Origin of the sequence: Qipengyuania algicola (assembly GCF_042492175.1) — a bacterium.
GTDB lineage: Bacteria > Pseudomonadota > Alphaproteobacteria > Sphingomonadales > Sphingomonadaceae > CAJXSN01.
The window spans coordinates 45781-64622 of sequence record NZ_CP170453.1 but is presented as its reverse complement, the minus strand read 5'-3'; the positions used below and the strand labels follow the sequence as shown (position 1 = coordinate 64622).

The following is an 18842-nucleotide window of genomic DNA, read 5'->3' as shown; positions in this document are numbered from 1 at the left end:
CCCTTCGACAGGCTCAGGGCGAACGGATATTGGGGGAGGGGGCCAAGCCTGCTGGCCAACCAGTGCTTGGAATGGGCCGGGGCCTAGAGGCTCCGCAAGGCCACGCGGCCGCCCCGCAGGTGCTCGACCTGAAAGGTCGAAACAGCACCGAGGATGCGCCTGCGGATGCAGGTGCGAAAAGCAAACAAGGCGCGCTTACCAACGCTTGCAATTAGGGCGCAAACCTCTATTAGCCGCGCCTTCTCTATTCACAGCGCGTCCGGTCGGAACCGGGCACAAGCTTTAAGGACACACCGCCATGAAGGCCGAAGGACATCCCGATTACCACACCATCACGGTCAAGATGACCGATGGCACCGAATTCCAGACCCGCAGCACTTGGGGCAAGGAAGGCGATACGATGACGCTCGACATCGATCCCACCAGCCACCCGGCGTGGACCGGCGGCAAGCAGCAGATTCAGGAAGGCGGCCGCGTCGCAGCCTTCAACAAGCGCTTCGGCGGGCTTTCGCTCAAGAAGTAAACTTCTTCAGCGCTTTGCGAAATACGGAAAAGGGCGGTCCGGCTGGGCCGCCCTTTTTGTTTCAGTCGAACAAGAACTCTCTTTTCGTCGGCTGGTCGATGAATGCGGCCCTCATGGCCGCAAACCAGTAGGCCCAACCGAGATAATACACCGTCCAAAGCAGCTCCTGCCAAATTCTGATCTGGAGCAGGTAAACTACGCTCAGAAATAAAGCTCCACTGATTCCAATGAGCGCTGCCAAAGTGATGAACACGCTTCGCAATCGACGGTCGTCTCGCCAGACCATCAGCGAAGGAGCGGCCTCGTATCTCCTTAATGCCAGCCACGCGCATCCAATGATGAACGGTGACAAGGCAATCGCAAGGAAAACGGATCCCATAATCGGGATGATAATTGTATCTCCGTCAGGCGGGTAGGCTCCTGCCATCGCCATTGCTGTGAAGTAGTTGTCCGCGATTATCGGAAACGCGATGACGAGACCGACGGTCAGAACCCAAAGCAATGTCGATGTTTGTGGCATCACTCCCACCCCCACGGTTTCTCGCGGTACCATTTCGTCAGCACATATTTCAGCCCCTTGCGGACCTTCATGCCGTGGTGGAGCGTGTTCGGGTTCACCTCGCCATCGGGGCGGCGATTGTTCCATGCCAGCAGCTTGCCCGCCTCGGGCTGGAAGCTCTTTTTCAGGACCTTGAACCGGGTCGCGCCGCCTGCTTCCACATCGTTGAGATAGACCATGCAGGTCCAGGTCCGCTGCCCGGCGACCGAGCAGTATTTCTCCCAATCCTCTCCATCGGGCGCGAAGTAATCTGTGTGCGCTTTGAATTCCTGCCCGACATCATAGCGCTGGCCCTGCAAGGGCTCGCCGTAAGCCGGGTCGATCCCGGTCAATGCGTCGAGCTTCGCCTCCATCGCCTGCACCGCCGGATGGTCTGCATTCAGATCGCAGGTTTCACTGGTGCGGAAATAGTGATCGCCATTGGCATCCGCGAGCGTGGAGGGGCGGCGTTCGGCCTCGATCAGCGCTAACAGCTGCGCGCACAGTTCCGGCTCCACAAAGCCGCGCCGCTGGAACATTTCGGCCTTGGGGAAGGGCAGCTTTTGCACGCCGCCATAGGCCAGCAGCCGCTCGCCCGAGGATTCGTTTGGTTGCACCATCGGTGTTCCAGCATCAGATATCCGGCGAGACCGTGCAAGCAGCAAAGGTAAGAATATTGCGCCTGAGCGCCGCCAGCGCAGTTTTCGCTTCCCAATCGGGGCCGCTTATGCAACAGGCTCGCCCCCGCCTGAAAGCGCCCTTGACGGGCGTGTTTACGGGCGTAACAGCCCCGCCATGCACGGCAATTTCGGGGCATGTGGCGATCGTAGCTCAGTTGGTTAGAGCGCCGGTTTGTGGTACCGGAGGTCGCGGGTTCAAACCCCGTCGATCGCCCCATTTTTCGCTTCCGATCATGCCGCTTTCAGCACCTGCGCAGGGACGCGATAATGACAGCTTTCTGGACCGAACCCGATTATGACGATCACGAGCTGGTACAGCTCGTCCGCCATCCGGAAAGCGGGCTGACCGCGATTATTGCGCTGCATTCCACCCATCTTGGCCCCGGTGCCGGGGGCACGCGCTTCTGGCATTATGCCGAGCCAAAGGCCGCGATGCGCGATGCGCTGCGCCTGAGCCGCGGGATGAGCTACAAGAACGCGATGGCCGGTCTGCCCATGGGCGGCGGCAAGGCTGTGATCCTGGCCGGTGCGGACAAGCGCAAGACACCTGAAATGCTCGCCGCCTTCGGTGATGCGGTAGAGGCTCTGAATGGCCGCTATGTTACGGCCGAGGATGTCGGCATCAGCGAAGACGATATGGTCGCCGTTTCGCAGCGCACCGCGCATGTCTCCGGCCTGCCGGTCGATGGCAGCGCAGGCGACAATATGGCAGGCGGCGATCCCGGTCCGTTTACCGCGATGGGCATCTATCACGGCATCAAGGCAGCAGTGCGGTACAAGCTGGGCAAGGACAGCGTGAAGGGCGTGCATGTCGCCATTCAGGGCACCGGCAGCGTAGGCGGCGGCGTAGCGAAACTGCTGGCGCAGGATGGCGCGAAGCTGACCCTGTCGGATATCGACGAAGGCCGGGCCAAGGCGCTGGCGGAAGAGCTGGGCGGCGAAGTCGCTGCACCTGATGCGATCATGAGCACGTCCTGCGACGTCTTCAGCCCTAACGCGCTGGGCGCCATTCTGGACGAGGAGGGCATTGCACGCCTCGATTGCCCGATTGTCGCTGGCGGGGCGAACAACCAGCTCGCCCGCGCGCATCACGGGGCACAGCTTGCCGAGCGCGGTATCCTGTATGCGCCGGACTATGTGATCAACGCAGGCGGCATCATCAGCGTGACGATGGAATATCTGTGCCGCTGCCACGGCGATCCATGCGATATCAATGAAGTGCGCAAGCGCTTGGCGTTGATCCCCGGACGTCTGGAAGAAATCTGGGCGGAAAGCGATAGCAGCGGCGTGTCCTCCGATGTCGTTGCCGACCGCATGGCGCAAAAGCTGATCGGGCGATAGGTTTGCGGGGCTGGAAGGCCACCCTTTGGACCGCCTTCCCACCACTGGTATCTGCCTGTAAGAGAGCCGGTAACACGCGCCATTTCCCCGCTAGAGCCCATTCATGCACGGTTTCGCCAATCCCCGCCGGTTCCTCGCGATTGCCCGCTGGCTGACGCCTGCGCTGCTGATCTCGGGACTGGTGCTGACGGCTGGCGCGACGTGGTGGGGCCTGACACAGGTTCCGCCCGACCGGCTGATGGGCGAGACGGTGCGCATCCTGTTTATCCATGTGCCCGCCGCGTGGCTCGGCATGGGCGGATGGACCGCGATTGCGCTGTCCAGCATCGCTCTGCTGGTCTGGCGTCATCCGCTGGCCGCCATCGCCGCGCGGGCCTCGGCTGCACCTGGCATGGTGTTCACTGCGGTCTGTCTGGCAACCGGTTCCATCTGGGGCCGCCCGACATGGGGCACCTGGTGGGTGTGGGACGGGCGGCTGACCAGCATGCTGGTGCTGCTGTTCTTGTATGCGGGATACATCGCCTTGGCGCAGGCCAGCGCGCGTGAAGGCGTTTCGCAGCGCATTCCGGCAATTTTTGCGCTGGTCGGCGCGATCAACATTCCGATTATCAACCGCTCGGTCGTCTGGTGGAATTCGCTGCACCAGCCGCCCAGCCTGACCGTGGGCAAGAGCGCGATTGATCCGGCTTACCTCTGGCCGCTGCTGATAGCCGTGCTGGGGTATTCGCTGCTGTTTGGCGGCGTAGTGCTGGCGCGGATGCGGGCCTTGCTCGCCGATATGCAGGCCGATGCGCGGCTGCGGCGCAAGGCGATGGAGACCGCCTGATGCGCGAGGGGTTGGCCCAGTGGGATTTCGTGGTCGCATCCTATGCGGTGGGGCTGCTGGCGATTGGCGCTCTGGTGCTGTGGGCCTTCATCACCATGCGCAAGGCAGAAGCCCGGCGTGAGGAGGCGCGGCGCAAATGACTATGCTCAAAGCGAAACACCAGCGGCTCGTGCTGGTGGTGATTGCGCTGGTGGTGCTGATCGGCGCAGGACTGCTCGCCGCTTGGGGCCTGCGCAGCGAGGCGAATTACTTCTACACGCCCAGCCAAATTGTTGCCGATCCGCCAGAGAAGACCCGCCTCGTCCGTCTGGGCGGCATGGTGCAGACCGGCTCCATTGCGCAGCAGGCTGACGGCGTTTCGATCCGTTTCGTTGTTTCCGATGGCGAGGCCTCCATGCCCGTGCAATTCACCGGCATCGTGCCCGATCTGTTCGTCGAAAACTCCGGGGTGGTGGCAGAGGGACGCATGGGCGACGGCACCTTCATGGCGGAGACCCTGCTGGCCAAGCATGACGAAAACTACGTGCCGCGCGAATTGCAGGACATGACCGAGCATCAGGCGCAGCAGGTGGTGGCCGAGACCACCGGGATTTCGCCCAAGTGACAGCGGAAATCGGCCTCGCCGCGTTGTGGATGGCGGCTGCGCTGTGCATGCTGCAATTCATCGCAGGCGCGCTGGCGACGCGCAGCGAAGGCAACGATATCGGCGCGCTTACACGGCCTGCCGCCATTGTGCAGGGGTTGCTGGCGCTGACCGCGTTTGCGTGCCTGTTGTGGCTGTTTGCGATCACCGATCTGTCGGTGAAGCTGGTCGCCACCAATTCGCATTCCGAAAAGCCGATGATCTACAAGCTGACCGGTGCGTGGGGGAATCACGAGGGTTCCATGCTGCTGTGGGTCGCGGTCATGGCGCTTTCGGGCGCAGCCATCGGCGCGCTGGAGAAACGCCTGCCCGAACGCACGATACAGGCGGTTCTCGCCGCGCAAGGGGCTGTGGGCGTGGGCTTCTATGCCTTTCTGATCGGCAGCTCCAATCCGTTCGAGCGTTTGCCCTCTCCGGCCGCGCAGGGGGCGGGGCTGAACCCGCTGCTGCAGGACTGGGGCCTCGCCTTCCATCCGCCGACTTTATACATCGGCTATGTCGGCCTGTCGGTCGCTTTCAGCTTTGTCGTCGGCGCGCTGATTACACGGCAGGTGAACCCCGACTTTGCCCGCGCGATGCGGCCCTGGGTGCTGGGCGCGTGGGTGTTCCTGACACTGGGGATCGCCGCGGGCAGCTGGTGGGCTTATTACGAGCTGGGCTGGGGCGGCTGGTGGTTCTGGGACCCGGTGGAGAACGCGTCGCTGATGCCATGGCTGGCGGCGACCGCGCTGCTGCATTCGGTCACCGTGCTGGCCGCGCGCGATGCCTTGCGGACCTGGACCGTGATGCTGGGCGTGGTGGCGTTTTCGATGAGCATGCTGGGCACCTTCATCGTCCGGTCGGGCGTGCTGACGAGCGTGCACAGTTTCGCCGTTGATCCGGAGCGCGGTGTGTTCATTCTCATCCTGCTCGCCCTGTATATTGGCGGGGCGCTGGCGCTGTTCGCATGGCGGGCCAGCAGCATTGCAGAGGGCAAGCGCTTTGCCGTTGCCAGCCGCGAGACGGCGCTAGTGTTCAACAACATCATGCTATGCGCCATTCTGGGCGTCGTTCTGCTGGGCACGCTCTATCCGCTGATGGCAGAGGCGGCGGGGGACCGCGTGTCCATCGGCCCGCCCTATTTCAATCCTGTGAGCGCGGTGTTTGCACTGCCGATGTTTGCCGTGATGGCGGTCGGCCCGATCCTGCGCTGGCGGCAGGACAGCGCGCGGCGGATTTCGAAGGGTGTTATCGTGCTTGCCGCAGTCGGTGTGGTGACGGCCCTTGCAGGCGCGTTGCTGAGCGATGCGGGCGTGTTGCCTGTCCTTGGTCTGGCCTTCGCGGCGGTGATTGCGGTGGCGGCTGTAATGCCGCTCTACGGACGCAAGTTGAGCCGGACCCCGATGGCGACATGGGGCATGGTGCTGGCCCATTTCGGCGTGGCGGTGTCGTTGTTCGGCATGGCCAGCGAAAGCGGTTTCTCCAAAGAAACGCTGGCTGCGGTGAGCGCCGGCGAAGGCGCGCAGATCGGCCCGTATGAGGTAACTCTGGAAGGCGTGGAGCCACTGGCGGGGCCGAACTGGACAGCGCTGGAGGCGCGCCTTTCGGCGAGCGATGGGGGCGACGCTGTCATCCTGCGCCCGCAATCACGCACTTTCGTGCAGCCAGTGCAAACAACGACCGAGAGCGCTCTGCTGAACCGGTGGGACGGGCAGCTCTATGCCGTGCTGGGTCAAGCGGCGGGCGACGGGCGCTGGCAATTGCGGCTTTGGTGGAAGCCTTTTGTGGCGATGATCTGGTATGGATCGCTGCTGATTGCGCTGGGCGGTATTCTTGCCGCAGCGGGGCATATACGGCGCTCCCGGCGGCGGAAGGCGCAGGAAGCGCGGCTTGCGGAGCGACAGGCAGACCAGCTTATGGTTCGTCAGCAAGAAGAGGCGATAGCATGAACCGCTGGGCGTTTTATATTCCCCTCGCGCTGTTTGCGCTGTTTGTCGGGCTGGCAGGTTATCAGCTGACCCAGCCAAAGGCGGACGAGATCCCCAGCCGGATGGTGGGCAAGCCTTTGCCGATGTTCGAGCTCCCTTCCGGCCGCGCCGATGGTGCGCCGCTGACGAATGCGGCCTTCACCGATGGCCAGCCGCGTCTGCTGAATATCTGGGCGACATGGTGCCTGCCGTGCATTGCCGAGGCCCCGCATTTGGAGAGCCTGAAGGAAGCGGGCGCACCGATTGTCGGCATCGCCATTCGCGATACGCAGGAAGACATCGCTGCATTTCTGGCGCAGCATGGCGATCCCTATGCCGGCATCGCCATCGACGAGCGCTCCTCGGTGCAACTCGCCATTGGTTCCAGCGGGGTTCCGGAAACCTTCGTGATCGACGGTCAGGGGATCATCCGCCACCAGCATATCGGCGATATTCGCGAGCGGGATGTGCCGCTGATCCTCGAAAAGCTTCGGGAGGCGGGCGAATGATGCGCCGTCTGTGGCTGATGATCGCGGCCATCGCCTTCCTTGCCCTGCCATCGGGGTATACTGCGGCGCAGACGGCTGATTCGGCATCGATGGCCAACACCCAGCTGGCCGATCCCGCGCAAGAGGCGGAAGCCAAGGAGCTGATGGAAAGCCTGCGCTGTCTGACCTGCCAGTCGCAATCCATTGCCGATAGCGATGCGGAAATGGCGGTCGATATGCGGCATCTGGTGCGCAGCCGGATGCAGGCGGGCGAAAGCCCGGAAGACATTCGCCAATGGCTGATCGAGCGATATGGCGATTATATCAGCTACGCGCCCGAAGCGGGCGGGATCACCTGGCCGCTCTATGCCATCCCGGCGTTTCTGGTGCTGATTGCGCTCGGGCTGTTTGTCCGCCGCCTGAGGCGTTCCTGATGAGCTGGATTGCGGTAGTCTTGCTAGGCGCGGGCGCGCTGGCCTGCGGGGCGGTGCTGCTGCGCGATGCGCGCAATCTGTGGACGCTGTTTGCGGCGGCTCTGGTGTTCGGTCTTGCCGGCTACGCTGCGCAAGGCTTCCCCGGTTTGCCCTCCGCGCCGTTGCCCAAAGCGGATACGACGCTCACTGCGGCTCCGGCGCTGATCGACGCTCGGCGTGAGTTTTTCGACGCCTCGCGCCCGCCCAGTCGCTTTGTCCTGACCGGCGACACCTATGCGCGCCGCGGGGATTACGAGACGGCCAGCGGGTTCTATCGCAACGCCGTGGCGGAAAATCCCAATGACGGGGAGGGCTGGCTGGCGCTGGCGGTCGCTCTGGTGGAATATGCCGATGGGCGCGGCACGCCCGGTGCGCTTCTGGCGTACCAGAATGCGCGTGATGCGCTGCCCGGCAATCCGGCGGTCGGCTATTTCGCTGCTTTGCCCGAATTGCGCGCCGGCCGCCTGCCGGAAACGCGCGAATTGTGGGCCGAAGCGCTTGAAGGCGCACGGGAAAATGCGCCGGGCTATGGTTATGTGCAGGAACGCGTGGACTCGCTCGATAATCTGATGGCTGCCATTGTTGCGCAGGGCGGGTCCTGAACACGTTCCAAGCGGGTTATTGCGCCGGTATGCCGCCGCTGCTACCCGCGCGCCTTGCTTTGCTGAAGCGTCGCCGCAAGCGCAGCGCACTGCAGGGATCGACGGGTCACTTCTTTAAGGTCCTTTGACGGATGAGCGACAGCGCACCAACAGCGATCGATCGCGCGCCTCCGGGCGGTGAAAGCTCCGGCCACGGCGCGACCAAGGGCGCGCTGGCGGTGGGCGCAATCGGCATCGTCTTCGGTGATATCGGCACCAGCCCGCTTTACGCCTTCCGCGAGACATTCGCCGGCACTGCCAACATCGCCATCGACCGGCTGCACGTGCTGGGCGTGGTCAGCCTGATTTTCTGGTCGATGCTGCTGGTGGTGGCGATTCAGTATGTCACCATCCTGATGCGGGCGGACAACAAGGGGCAGGGCGGCAGTCTGGCCCTCGTGGCGCTGCTGAGCCGCCATATGGGCAAGAGCTCCTATGGCTGGCTGGTCGTGCTGCTGGGCGTGTTTGCGACCAGCCTGTTCTACGGCGACAGCATGATTACGCCTGCGATTTCGGTCCTGTCGGCGGTGGAGGGCCTGACCGTGGTCGATCAGGGGCTGGAGCCGTTCGTGATCCCCATCGCGCTGGTCTTGCTGGTGTTCCTGTTCATGCTGCAACGGCGGGGCACGGCGAAAGTCGGTGCGTTGTTTGCGCCTGTGATGATCGTCTATTTCATCACCATCGCGGGGTTGGGGCTCAACCAGATCTGGCAGAACCCCGACATCCTGTGGGCGCTCAACCCGTATTATGCGGTGATGTTTTTCTACCTCGACGGGTTTGTCGCGTTTCTGGCACTCGGCGCCGTGGTGCTGGCTGTGACGGGCAGTGAGGCGCTGTATTCCGATATGGGCCATTTCGGGCGCGGGCCGATGCGGCTGTCGTGGTTCGGGTTCGTGATGCCGTGCCTGCTGCTTAACTATTTCGGGCAAGGCGCGATGATTGCCGGTCTGCCGCCGGAGCAGGCCGCCGAGGTGGTGCGCAATCCGTTCTTCCTGCTGGCGAGCGAGGAGTGGCGTCTGCCGCTCGTAATCCTCGCCACCGTGGCCACCTTTATCGCCAGCCAGGCGGTGATCAGCGGCGCGTTCAGCATCACCCACCAGGCGATGCAGCTGGGCTTCATCCCGCGCCTGTCGATCCGCCACACCAGCGAGACCGAGGCGGGGCAGATTTACATTCCGGTGGTCAACTGGGCGCTGATGATCGCGGTGATCATTCTGGTGCTGACCTTCCAGAACTCCTCCAATCTCGCCAGTGCTTACGGAATCGCGGTGACCGGCGCAGTCACTATCGACACGCTTCTGATGGGCGTTCTGTTCGTCGGCGTGTGGAAGTGGAAATGGTGGTACGCAGCGCCGGTCGTGCTGCTGTTCCTGATCGTCGATGGGGCATATTTCGCGGCGAACCTAGTGAAGATACCCGATGGAGGCTGGTTCCCGCTGGTGGTCGGCCTGATCGCGTTTACCCTGCTCACCACATGGGCGCGGGGCCGCAAGATCATGCGTGAGCGGATGACCGAAGTCGCGCTGCCAATCGAGATTTTCGCCAAAAGCGCCAAGAACAGCGCAACCCGTGTGCCGGGCACCGCGATCTTCATGGCGTCGAGCACGGCGGGCATACCATCCGCGCTGCTGCACAACATCAAGCACAACAAGGTGCTGCATGAGCGGGTGGTGATCCTGACCATCGAGATTGCCGACATTCCCTATGTCGATCCGGCCAAACGCTGCGAGTATTACGATCTGGGCGACGGGTTTTTCCGGTCCGTGCTGCATTACGGCTTCATGGAGGCCACCGATGTTCCCACGGGTCTCAAGACCATGGAGCAATGCGGCGGCGAGTTCGACATGATGCAGACCAGCTTCTTCCTCAGCCGCCAGACCCTGCTGCCGAGCGACAATCCCGCAATGCCGATCTGGCGGGAGAAGATCTTCGCGTGGATGCTACGTAATGCGGCGACGGCGATGGAGTTCTTCAACCTGCCGACCAATCGTGTGGTGGAGCTGGGTAGTCAGGTGCGGATCTAACCAATTGTCTGGATACTCCTTGCAACAGTTCAGCTTCGCATCCACTCTAGTTGGATGAGCGACCAGCCCGTATGCAAGAGTTAAGACAGCTTCTCTATCTCTACCTCGCGTGGCGACACAAGAAGAAGGGCCAACTAAGCAAAGCGCGATCTCGCTTAGAAAAGGCGCTCCAACTAACACAGAAGTCTGATTATTATCCCTTGGTTCTCGCTTTCGACGGAGTTCTAAGCATCGGAGAAGACCAAATCTCGCGAGCAAGAGATAGGTTTCGCAGAGGCTTGGAATTGTCGCGGCATGTGGGTCAAGCAGATCAAATATTTGTGGGGGACGTCTGCTTTCTGTGGCTCACCATTTGTGATGGGAATTGCAACTTCAGCCAGATTAAGAGTGCTTATGATGCAGCGGTAAGTTCAAGACCAAAGGCAAGTCGCTTCTTCCGGCTCTTGCTGCAGATCGTTTCTGAGGAGACGCTAGCAGAGATTTGCGGAGATCGAGAACCAAAAGGCTTAATTTCTCAAAATGCGATTGGATCGACAGCCGTTGAGGGTGCCGACGTTACGATCCGCTTTTAGTATCTGATCTCAAGCCGTAGGCGGTTCGTCCTTCATCACCTCGTCCTCCTGCCCGACATCCAGCCCGTGCTTCAGCAGCATGGGGATCTGGGTGAAGGTGAAGAGGAAGCTCAGCGGCATGAAGACCCATAGCTTCGCCCATAGCCAGCCTTCGAAATCCATCGTGCGGACCAACACTTCGTTGAGGCCGGCAAGGACGAGGAAGAACACGCCCCAGTTTCGGCTGAGCTTGAGCCAGCCCTGTTCGTCGACGCCTTCGAACGCAGCCTCGAGCAGGATCTTGAGCAGTGACTTGCCGCGCAGCCATCCGCCGAGCAGCAGCACACCGAACAACAGATAGATCGCGGTTGGCTTGAACTGGATGAAGCGTTCGTCCTGCAGCCAGATGGTAAGGCCGCCAAACCCGACGATCAGCGCGGTCGAGAGCATCAGCATCGGCGAGACATGGCCGAATTTGAGTTTGCTGAAGACCAGCGCGACCACCGCCGCAACCATGAAGGCGATGGTGCCGTAGATGACCGCCGCGATCTCTCCGAACATCGAATCTTCGGGCGGCTGATAGAACTTGTAGACGCCGAGGAAGACCAGCAGCGGGCCGTAATCGACGAGGATGTTGAGCCAGCCTGATTTGGGTTTGTTTGGAGGGACGGTGTCGGTGGGTTCGGTCACGATGCGTTGAATCTCATTTTTTCCGCTCATCCTGAGCTTGTCGAAGGATCGTCCTTCTTTTGGGGGCAAAGGTCTAGAGGAAAGGGCAGCACTTCGACAGGCTCAGGGCGAACGGGGTTGTCGGCTGGAGGTTTTCAGGGCGGGGAGTGAGGGTCAGGGTTACGCCACCCCCGCAATCACGCGCGCGACCAGATCGGGGTCGAAGGGCCGCAAATCGTCGATTGTCTCGCCCACGCCGATAGCGTGGATCGGCAGACCGTATTGCTCTGCCGCCGCGACCAGGACACCGCCGCGCGCGGTGCCGTCCAGCTTGGTCATGATCAGGCCGGTTACGCCCGCCACTTCCTTGAACACATCGATCTGCGACAGGGCATTCTGGCCGTTGGTTGCATCCAGCACCAGCAGCACATTGTGCGGCGCCTCCGGGTTGAGACGGCCCAGGACTTTCCTGATCTTGGCCAGCTCATCCATCAACTCGGTCTTGTTTTGCAAGCGGCCGGCGGTGTCGACAACCAGCGCGTCGATGCCCTGATCGGTCGCGGCCTTCACGCCGTCGAACACGATGCTGGCCGGGTCGCCGCCTTCCGGCCCGCGCACGATGGGCACGCCGATGCGTTCGGCCCAGGTCGCTAGCTGGCCGATAGCGGCGGCGCGGAACGTGTCGCCCGCTGCCAGCATGACGCCGTAGTCGTCTTCCTGCAGCCAATGCGCCAGCTTGGCGATGGTGGTCGTCTTGCCGCTGCCATTGACCCCGATGACCAGAATGACCTGCGGGCGGGGGAAGGCGGTGATTTCCAGCGGGACGGCGACGGGACGCAGAATGGCGGCAATCTCCTCCGCCACAGCCTCTTTCAACTGGCGTTCGGTGATCTCCAGACCGAAGCGGCGCTCGCGCAATTTGTCCTTGATGCGCGCGGCGGCTGCAGGGCCGAGGTCAGAGACGATCAGTGCGTCTTCCACCTCGTCCAGCGTGGCCTCGTCCAGCTTGGCATTGCCGGCAGAGCTGGGTTCGCTCGATGCGGCAACGTCGGGCAGGTTCTCGCCCAGCCGGTCGGAAGTTTTGCGAAAGCCCCCCAGCAGGCGTTCGGTCCAGCTCGTTTTGGTCAAAGGAGCATGCCCTTTTCGATTGTGGTCGGAGTGATGGTCAGGATGGTTCCGGCCGGCGTGCCCTGCGGCACGGCCACCCGTGCGAAGCTGGGGCCGTAGCCTGTCCCGTCCCGCTCTGCGAGGACTTCCTGCGGGTGTCCGATCAGGTTTTCCAGCCACAGATTGCGGCGAGCCGTTGTGGCTTTGCGCAGTTCGGCAGCGCGGGCCTTGATAGCCGCGCGGTCTACCTGCGGCATCCGCGCGGCGGGCGTGCCGGGGCGGGGCGAATAGGGGAAGATGTGGCCATGGACGATATCGAGTTCGTCGATGATCGAGAGGTTGGCGGCGTGATGCTCGTCCGTCTCGGTCGGGAAGCCAGCGATAAGATCGGCCCCGATGGAGAGGCCCGCGCGGTGCTCTTTCAGGCGCGCGACAATCTCCAGCGCGTCGGCGCGGCTGTGGCGGCGTTTCATGCGCTTGAGGATCAGATCGTGGCCGTGCTGCAGTGACAGATGCAGATGCGGCATGATCCGCGCCTCATGCGCGATCAGATCGAACAGCAGGGGGTCGATCTCGATCCCGTCGACCGAGGACAGGCGAAGCCGGGGCAGGGCGGGGAAGGCGCGCAGGATCGCCTCGACGAGAACGCCAAGGCCAGGCGCATCGGGCAGATCATGGCCCCAAGAGGTCAGATCGACACCGGTAAGCACCACTTCGGGCGCGCCATCGTCCAGATGACGTTCGATAACCCGCAGAACCTCGGCCACCGGTAAAGACCGGCTGGTGCCGCGCCCCTGCGGGATAACACAGAAGGTGCAGGCGTGATCGCAGCCATTCTGCACGCCGACAAAGGCGCGGGTGCGGGCGGGCACCACAGGTGCGCTCTCGATGGGTGCATTCCAGCTGCGCGGGTCGAGCTTGGCCGTATTGGCGATGAGGCCGTCCACCTCGGGCATCGCGGCGAGGGCATCGCGCTCGATATCGGCGGCGCAACCTGTCACCAGCAACCGCGCATCGGGGCGGGCGCGGCGGGCCTTGCGAATGGCCTGCCGGGTCTGGCGGACAGCTTCGCTGGTGACGGCACAGGAATTGACGACGACCACATCCTCGCCCGCCAGCATGGCGCCGATGCGCTCGCTCTCGGCGATATTCAGACGGCAGCCGAGTGTGATGACTTCGGCGGGCTTGGCTTTGGTTTCGACCGGGCCGCTCATGCGAAATCGTCCCATGCGAAACTGCCGCAGAAGCTGGTTTGCGCGGGGCCGGTCATGGTGATCCGGTCGTCCTCGCCAATGTCGATGGTGAGATCGCCGCCGGGGAGCGTCACTGTTACGCTGCGGCCCACAAGGCCCCGCTTGAACGCGGCGACTGCCGTGGCGCAGGCCCCGGTGCCGCATGCCCGTGTCAGACCAACGCCGCGTTCCCACACTCTCAGGCGCAAGTGATTGTCGCCAACAACACTGGCGACATTGACGTTCACGCGCTCGGGGAACAGTTCGTCATTCTCGATCTGCGGGCCGAGGCGATCCAGCGCCACAGCGTCTGCATCCTCGACGAAGAACACCGCGTGCGGATTGCCGACATTGACCGCGCTGGGCTCGGTCAGGTCTTCCCACCCGACAGGCATCGCGGCGGTATCCATCGCATAGGCCAGCGGGATCGCGTCCCAGTCGAAACGCGGCACGCCCATGTCGACGCTGGCTCCGCCATCCGACGGTGCGACGGCGATGACACCGCCAGCGGTTTCCACGCGCGCATCGCTGCCATGCAGCAGCGCGACGGCGCGCGAGGCATTGCCGCACGCCTCCACCTCGCCGCCATCGTGGTTGAAGATCCGCATCCGGAAATCGGCAGGGGACGAGGCGGCAGCGGGCTCCAGCACAATCAGCTGATCGCACCCGATGCCGGTGTGCCGGTCGGCCAGGGCCTTGGCGATGCCGGGCGTCATCGCGGGCAGGGCATTCCCGCGCCCGTCCAGCATCACGAAGTCGTTGCCGAGCCCGTGCATCTTGGTGAATTCAACCCGCATCGTGCAGCGCATCTATGGGGCGCGGCGATGCAGGTAAAGGTTACGCGGCGAAATTGGTTGAACGCGGCGTCAAAGCGCGCATGCAATCAGGCGCGGGATTTGCGCTCTTCGGGAATCGCACCGGGGGCGTCTTGCCCGGTTGAGCGCTCGACGATCCGTCCTGCGGCCTGCAATCTCTCGCGCACGGCCGTCGCATTTTCAGGCATGCCGTAGTGGTAACCCTGACCCTTCATACTACCCATTTTGCGCAGCGCGGCCAGAATGCTGTCATTCTCGATGCCCTCGGCCGTGATGGGCATGGACAACCCGTCGCCGAGCGAGATGATGGCATTGATAATTTTCGCGCCGTTCTCGTCCTCGCCAATGTCGCTGACAAAGCTGCGGTCGATCTTGATGCGGTCGAACGGCAGCGAGCGGAGCTGGGCAAGGCTGGAATAGCCCGTGCCGAAATCGTCCAGACTGATCCGCACGCCCTGATTTTTCAGGCTGGTGATCATCGACCGGACGACGCCGATATTCTCGTGCAGGCAGCTTTCGGTAACTTCCAAATCAAGTCGTTCGGCCGGGAAACCGCTCTCGACCAGCATCTTGAGAATTTTCTGGGAGAACCAGGGGTCGCGCAATTGCACGGGTGAAATATTGACCGACAGGGTCAGGGCCGGGTCCCATTCGTTGGCATCTTCGAAAGCTTGTTTGATCAAGCCTTCGGACAGCTCGCCGATCACACCGATTTCTTCGGCAATCGGGATAAATACGTCCGGGCTGACAATGCCGTGCTCTGGCGACAGCCACCGCGCGAGCATTTCGAAGCCGACCAGCTCGCCGGTCTCCAGATCAACCTGCTGTTCGTAATAGGGAACGAATTCGCCGTCCTTCACGCCGCTACGGATTGCGCTTTCCAGCTGTCCGCGGAATCGCAGCTCGTTTTCCATCGGAGCTTCGAACCAGTAATGGCGATTTTTGCCCTGCTTCTTTGCCTCGTACATCGCGATGTCGGCTTTGTGGATCAGCGCCTGGGAATCGTAGCGCTCTCCCGGTACGGAAAGATCGTCGCGGTCTGCCGCAATGCCGACCGACATGGTGATTTCAATCGCCCCGCATTCCAGATCGAACGGCTCTGCGACGCTGTCGATGATGCGGGTGACAAACTGGTCGATGCGTTCGGGCAGCATCCGGTCATAGCTCTGGACGATGGCAAATTCGTCTCCGCCCAGCCGCGCCAGCAAGGCATCGCGCGGCATGAGGGTGCGGATGCGCGAGGCAACTTGCATGAGAATTTCGTCGCCAGCCTGATGGCCGTGCAGATCGTTGACCTGTTTGAAATTGTCGAGGTCGATCATGATGAAGGCGACCCCGCGGCGGCTGCGATTGGCTTCGCCGACCAGCTGATCGGTAGCCGGGGCAATGCTGCGCCGATTGAGGCAGCCGGTCAGCGGGTCGATATCGGCGAGTTCGCGCGCGCGCCGCTCGGCTTTGCGCCGCTCGGCCACTTCGCGAGTCAGATCGGTATGGCGGCGCATGATGAAGATGATCAGCGCCACATTGAGCAAGAGCGTCGAGGCGACCATCGGATCGACCGAATTTGCGCCATCGGTGATGATGTTGCGGACAAACTGGCTGACCATGCGGCCACCGGTCCCGACAAACAGAATGATCGCAGCGGCTGCGATACCCAGCGCGATCAGATCACGCTTTTCCGCACGCAAAGACTGAGCCGGGCGCGCTTCATCGGCATTCGCCGACGCAGGAGCCGCATCCGGTTCGAGATTTTCCCCGCCTGTCATACGCCTGTGCGTAGGGCGGACCGCTGAAATTCTGGTTAATCCACATTTGACCTTTGCCGGTCCAATCACCAGAAGGCCGCAAACCCACCTTGGATTTATCCAGAAAGACCAGACCTATGGCCCGCTATTGGCTGATGAAATCGGAACCGTTCAAATATAGCTGGGACGATCTGGTGGCCGAAAAAGAGGGCACGTGGGACGGGGTGCGCAACCACCGGGCGAAGAACAATCTGGCCGCGATGGAAGTGGGCGATCAAGCGTTTTTCTATCATTCGCGCGAAGGGCTGGAGATTGTCGGCATCTGCGAAGTCAGCGTGGCGGGCATCCTCGATCCCACCGATGAGACGGGTAAATGGGCCGCAGTGAAAGTGGTGCCCAAAACCAAGCTGCCCCATCCGGTGACGCTCAAGCAGATCAAGGCCGAGCCTCAACTGGCGGATTGCGAACTGGTGCGCCTCTCGCGCCTCTCCGTCGCGGAGATCAAGGAAGACGAATGGTCCATCATCCTGTCGATGGCGGGAGTTTGATCGCTAAGCTTCTTTCGCGCGCAGCCCGCTGATGGTCGCGCCACTGGCGGCCAATTGCTCCACATCGATCACGCAGTGGATCAGGCGCAGGCCGGTGTGGCCCTTGGCTTCGCCCAAGGCATCGCGGAATTGTTCGGTAGTCTCCGCGCGCGCACTCCACGCGCCATAGGACGCAGCCAGCGCGGCGAAATCGGGATTGCTGAGCTTGGTGGCCGAGACGCGCCCGGGGAACTCTCGCTCCTGATGCATGCGAATGGTGCCATAGGCGCCGTTGTCCACGACTATCACCATCATGTTGCACCCATGCTGTGCGGCGGTGGCGAGTTCCTGCCCGTTCATCATAAAATCACCGTCTCCCGCCACGGCAACCACCGTGCGTTCGGGGTGGCGCAGGGCCGCCGCCACTGCTGCGGGCACGCCGTATCCCATCGCGCCGCATGTCGGGGCAAGCTGCGAGGGATAACCGGCATAGCGCCAATAGCGGTGCCACCATCCGGCGAAGTTTCCGGCACCATTACAGATGATCGTATCGGCTGGCAGACTGTCCCGCATGAAGGTGACGCAGGTCGCCAGATCAAGCGGATAGGCATTATCGGAGGATTGCGGGGTCGCGGTGGCCCATGCCTCCCATTCGGCATGCGCTTCACTGCCTGCATCGAAGGATATCACCGCGCTATCATCCCACAGGGCGGCGCTCTCGGCGAATTCGGCCATATCGGAGCACAGGGCCAGATCGGTGCGGTAGACGCGGCCCAGCTCGTCCGGATCGGGATGGATATGGATCAGCTGCTGGCCGGGGTGATCGGGCGTGACCACGGTGTAGCCGTCGGTGGTCGCTTCGCCCAGCCGCGCCCCGACTGCGATAATCAGATCGGCGTTCTTGACCCGCTCGATCAGTGCAGGATTGGGGCCGTAGCCAAGGTTGCCGGCATAGACGCTGCTCGACGGACTGATCGCATCCTGACGGCGGAAGGCAGTCGCGACCGGCAGGCCGATACGCTCGGCGAACAGCTGGAAATGCTCGCGCGCTTTCGCGTTCCAGCCTGCGCCGCCTATAATCGCAACCGGGCTGGCGGCATCGCCGATCATGGCCATCATAGCCTGCATGGCATCGGGGCAGGGGGCCTGCGCCGGACGCGACACTTCGGGGCGCGGGGCGGCGCTGGTCGCGTCCGACAGCATGTCTTCTGGCAGGGCGAGGACCACGGGGCCGGGCCGACCCGACATGGCAACCGAGTAGGCCCGCGCGACAAATTCCGGGATCCGGTCCGCGCTTTCAATCCGCGCCGCCCATTTGCAGATCGGGCCGAAGAAGGCGGGAAAATCGACTTCCTGAAAACCCTCGCGCTCACGCATGTCGCGCGCCACATCGCCGACAAACAGGATCATCGGCTGCGAGTCCTGATGCGCAACATGCACACCGATGCTGGCATTGGTCGCGCCCGGACCGCGCGTTACGAAGGCCACGCCCGGCTTACCACTGCCGCCTGCGTTCAGGGCACCATCGGCGCAGGCCATGAAGGCGACTCCGCCCTCCTGACGGCAGGTCACCACGTCGATTTCCGACTGCTGCTCCAGCCCGTCGAGCACCTGGAGAAAGCTCTCCCCCGGCACAGTGAATATGCGGTCGCAGCCTTGCTCTTTCAGGCAATCGACCAGCAGGCGGGCGGCGTCAGGAGTCGTCGTTTCTCTCATGCTGCGCTGCCTAGCCGTGTCGAAGCGAGGCGGCAATCGCAGCGATAAGGCGGAGAGCAGGCCGAAGCTCATGAACCGGCAGGGTTAATGTCCCGCCACGCGACACCCTGAACTGCGCAGGGGCGTAATGGTTATCAATACGTTAACCGGTCCGTGATGAAACGCACCAGACGCTCCCTTGTCCTGACGGACGAAGCCGCACGGCACCCCTTTCGTGCCTCGATCCCTCCGCATGTTCTGGGGGAAGATCCGCCGGTGCGTCTGCGTTCAAAGTTCATGCCGGGCAAGGACGACATTCGCGGCTTTGTGAGCGCTTACTTCGCCAGCCTGGTGGCCGCTCTGGTGTTTATCGCCTGA

At 62.6% G+C, this 18842-nt stretch carries 20 protein-coding genes and 1 tRNA gene; 13 read left to right on the top strand and 8 right to left on the bottom strand.

Going from position 1 to position 18842, the window contains the following annotated elements:
* Positions 1–298: 298 nt before the first annotated feature.
* The gene (gene rpmE / locus ACFCW2_RS00345) at positions 299–523 is read left to right on the top strand and encodes a 50S ribosomal protein L31 (RefSeq protein ID WP_379547321.1); all 225 of its coding nucleotides are present in this window, start codon (positions 299–301) and stop codon (positions 521–523) included.
* A 61-nt stretch (positions 524–584) separates the two neighbouring features.
* On the opposite strand, the gene ACFCW2_RS00340 is transcribed toward rpmE, so the two are convergent.
* Both ACFCW2_RS00340 and ACFCW2_RS00335 read right to left on the bottom strand, forming a co-directional pair.
* Complete coding sequence (locus ACFCW2_RS00340; protein WP_379547319.1) at positions 585–1046, bottom strand: hypothetical protein; 462 nt, start codon at positions 1044–1046, stop codon at positions 585–587.
* Positions 1043–1681 (bottom strand): prolyl hydroxylase family protein, encoded by a 639-nt coding sequence (locus tag ACFCW2_RS00335; protein WP_379547318.1) that lies wholly within the window; start codon positions 1679–1681, stop codon positions 1043–1045. The genes ACFCW2_RS00340 and ACFCW2_RS00335 overlap by 4 nt, the downstream gene beginning before the upstream one ends.
* Before the next feature lie 200 nt (positions 1682–1881).
* Between ACFCW2_RS00335 and ACFCW2_RS00330 the strand changes: the two genes are divergently transcribed.
* The 10 genes from ACFCW2_RS00330 (at position 1882) to ACFCW2_RS00285 (ending at position 10123) form a co-directional block, all read left to right on the top strand.
* Positions 1882–1958, top strand: a tRNA-His gene (locus ACFCW2_RS00330).
* Positions 1959–2008: 50 nt separating this feature from the next.
* Entirely contained in the window at positions 2009–3082 is a 1074-nt protein-coding gene (locus tag ACFCW2_RS00325) for a Leu/Phe/Val dehydrogenase (protein WP_379547316.1), read from the top strand.
* Positions 3083–3185: 103 nt separating this feature from the next.
* Complete coding sequence (gene ccmC, locus ACFCW2_RS00320) at positions 3186–3908, top strand: heme ABC transporter permease CcmC (RefSeq protein WP_379547315.1); 723 nt, start codon at positions 3186–3188, stop codon at positions 3906–3908.
* On the top strand, positions 3908–4048 hold the full coding sequence (locus ACFCW2_RS00315) for a hypothetical protein (RefSeq protein WP_379547314.1): 141 nt from the start codon (positions 3908–3910) through the stop codon (positions 4046–4048). Before ccmC ends, ACFCW2_RS00315 begins: the two co-directional genes overlap by 1 nt.
* A complete protein-coding gene (gene ccmE, locus ACFCW2_RS00310) occupies positions 4045–4512 on the top strand; it encodes a cytochrome c maturation protein CcmE (protein ID WP_379547312.1) in 468 nt (155 codons plus the stop codon). The genes ACFCW2_RS00315 and ccmE overlap by 4 nt, the downstream gene beginning before the upstream one ends.
* Complete coding sequence (locus ACFCW2_RS00305) at positions 4509–6479, top strand: heme lyase CcmF/NrfE family subunit (RefSeq protein WP_379547311.1); 1971 nt, start codon at positions 4509–4511, stop codon at positions 6477–6479. The genes ccmE and ACFCW2_RS00305 overlap by 4 nt, the downstream gene beginning before the upstream one ends.
* Positions 6476–7006, top strand: coding sequence for a DsbE family thiol:disulfide interchange protein (locus ACFCW2_RS00300; protein ID WP_379547310.1), 531 nt, complete (start codon positions 6476–6478; stop codon positions 7004–7006). The genes ACFCW2_RS00305 and ACFCW2_RS00300 overlap by 4 nt, the downstream gene beginning before the upstream one ends.
* Positions 7006–7419 (top strand): cytochrome c-type biogenesis protein, encoded by a 414-nt coding sequence (locus tag ACFCW2_RS00295; RefSeq protein ID WP_379548991.1) that lies wholly within the window; start codon positions 7006–7008, stop codon positions 7417–7419. The genes ACFCW2_RS00300 and ACFCW2_RS00295 overlap by 1 nt, the downstream gene beginning before the upstream one ends.
* On the top strand, positions 7419–8060 hold the full coding sequence (locus ACFCW2_RS00290) for a tetratricopeptide repeat protein (protein ID WP_379547308.1): 642 nt from the start codon (positions 7419–7421) through the stop codon (positions 8058–8060). The genes ACFCW2_RS00295 and ACFCW2_RS00290 overlap by 1 nt, the downstream gene beginning before the upstream one ends.
* 131 nt (positions 8061–8191) lie before the next feature.
* Entirely contained in the window at positions 8192–10123 is a 1932-nt protein-coding gene (locus ACFCW2_RS00285; RefSeq protein WP_379547307.1) for a potassium transporter Kup, read from the top strand.
* 581 nt (positions 10124–10704) lie between these two features.
* Here ACFCW2_RS00285 and ACFCW2_RS00280 read toward each other — a convergent pair.
* From ACFCW2_RS00280 to ACFCW2_RS00260, 5 genes are all read right to left on the bottom strand, one after another.
* Positions 10705–11364: an inner membrane-spanning protein YciB gene (locus ACFCW2_RS00280; protein WP_379547305.1), complete on the bottom strand. Its 660-nt coding sequence runs from the start codon at positions 11362–11364 to the stop codon at positions 10705–10707.
* 159 nt (positions 11365–11523) lie between these two features.
* Positions 11524–12471: a signal recognition particle-docking protein FtsY gene (ftsY, locus tag ACFCW2_RS00275; RefSeq protein ID WP_379547304.1), complete on the bottom strand. Its 948-nt coding sequence runs from the start codon at positions 12469–12471 to the stop codon at positions 11524–11526.
* The gene (locus ACFCW2_RS00270; protein WP_379547302.1) at positions 12468–13664 is read right to left on the bottom strand and encodes a MiaB/RimO family radical SAM methylthiotransferase; all 1197 of its coding nucleotides are present in this window, start codon (positions 13662–13664) and stop codon (positions 12468–12470) included. Before ACFCW2_RS00270 ends, ftsY begins: the two co-directional genes overlap by 4 nt.
* A complete protein-coding gene (gene dapF / locus ACFCW2_RS00265) occupies positions 13661–14479 on the bottom strand; it encodes a diaminopimelate epimerase (protein ID WP_379547300.1) in 819 nt (272 codons plus the stop codon). The genes ACFCW2_RS00270 and dapF overlap by 4 nt, the downstream gene beginning before the upstream one ends.
* 86 nt (positions 14480–14565) lie before the next feature.
* A complete protein-coding gene (locus ACFCW2_RS00260; RefSeq protein WP_379547298.1) occupies positions 14566–16263 on the bottom strand; it encodes a putative bifunctional diguanylate cyclase/phosphodiesterase in 1698 nt (565 codons plus the stop codon).
* 116 nt (positions 16264–16379) lie between these two features.
* On the opposite strand from ACFCW2_RS00260, the gene ACFCW2_RS00255 reads away from it, so the two are divergent.
* Positions 16380–16790, top strand: a complete 411-nt coding sequence (locus ACFCW2_RS00255; protein WP_379547297.1) for an EVE domain-containing protein — start codon at positions 16380–16382, stop codon at positions 16788–16790.
* 3 nt (positions 16791–16793) lie between these two features.
* On the opposite strand, the gene ACFCW2_RS00250 is transcribed toward ACFCW2_RS00255, so the two are convergent.
* Positions 16794–18485 (bottom strand): thiamine pyrophosphate-binding protein, encoded by a 1692-nt coding sequence (locus ACFCW2_RS00250; RefSeq protein WP_379547296.1) that lies wholly within the window; start codon positions 18483–18485, stop codon positions 16794–16796.
* Positions 18486–18641: 156 nt separating this feature from the next.
* On the opposite strand from ACFCW2_RS00250, the gene ACFCW2_RS00245 reads away from it, so the two are divergent.
* On the top strand, positions 18642–18842 hold the full coding sequence (locus tag ACFCW2_RS00245; RefSeq protein ID WP_379547294.1) for a hypothetical protein: 201 nt from the start codon (positions 18642–18644) through the stop codon (positions 18840–18842).

Coding starts and splice junctions, on each gene's coding strand:
- ACFCW2_RS00245 (WP_379547294.1), top strand. CDS start 18,642: ATGAAACGCACCAGACGCTCCCTTGTCCTGACGGACGAAGCCGCACGG.
- ACFCW2_RS00260 (WP_379547298.1), bottom strand. CDS start 16,263: ATGACAGGCGGGGAAAATCTCGAACCGGATGCGGCTCCTGCGTCGGCG.
- ACFCW2_RS00285 (WP_379547307.1), top strand. CDS start 8,192: ATGAGCGACAGCGCACCAACAGCGATCGATCGCGCGCCTCCGGGCGGT.
- ACFCW2_RS00335 (WP_379547318.1), bottom strand. CDS start 1,681: ATGGTGCAACCAAACGAATCCTCGGGCGAGCGGCTGCTGGCCTATGGC.
- ACFCW2_RS00300 (WP_379547310.1), top strand. CDS start 6,476: ATGAACCGCTGGGCGTTTTATATTCCCCTCGCGCTGTTTGCGCTGTTT.
- ACFCW2_RS00255 (WP_379547297.1), top strand. CDS start 16,380: ATGGCCCGCTATTGGCTGATGAAATCGGAACCGTTCAAATATAGCTGG.
- dapF (WP_379547300.1), bottom strand. CDS start 14,479: ATGCGGGTTGAATTCACCAAGATGCACGGGCTCGGCAACGACTTCGTG.
- ACFCW2_RS00250 (WP_379547296.1), bottom strand. CDS start 18,485: ATGAGAGAAACGACGACTCCTGACGCCGCCCGCCTGCTGGTCGATTGC.
- ACFCW2_RS00270 (WP_379547302.1), bottom strand. CDS start 13,664: ATGAGCGGCCCGGTCGAAACCAAAGCCAAGCCCGCCGAAGTCATCACA.
- ACFCW2_RS00295 (WP_379548991.1), top strand. CDS start 7,006: ATGCGCCGTCTGTGGCTGATGATCGCGGCCATCGCCTTCCTTGCCCTG.
- ACFCW2_RS00315 (WP_379547314.1), top strand. CDS start 3,908: ATGCGCGAGGGGTTGGCCCAGTGGGATTTCGTGGTCGCATCCTATGCG.
- ACFCW2_RS00325 (WP_379547316.1), top strand. CDS start 2,009: ATGACAGCTTTCTGGACCGAACCCGATTATGACGATCACGAGCTGGTA.
- rpmE (WP_379547321.1), top strand. CDS start 299: ATGAAGGCCGAAGGACATCCCGATTACCACACCATCACGGTCAAGATG.
- ACFCW2_RS00290 (WP_379547308.1), top strand. CDS start 7,419: ATGAGCTGGATTGCGGTAGTCTTGCTAGGCGCGGGCGCGCTGGCCTGC.
- ccmE (WP_379547312.1), top strand. CDS start 4,045: ATGACTATGCTCAAAGCGAAACACCAGCGGCTCGTGCTGGTGGTGATT.
- ccmC (WP_379547315.1), top strand. CDS start 3,186: ATGCACGGTTTCGCCAATCCCCGCCGGTTCCTCGCGATTGCCCGCTGG.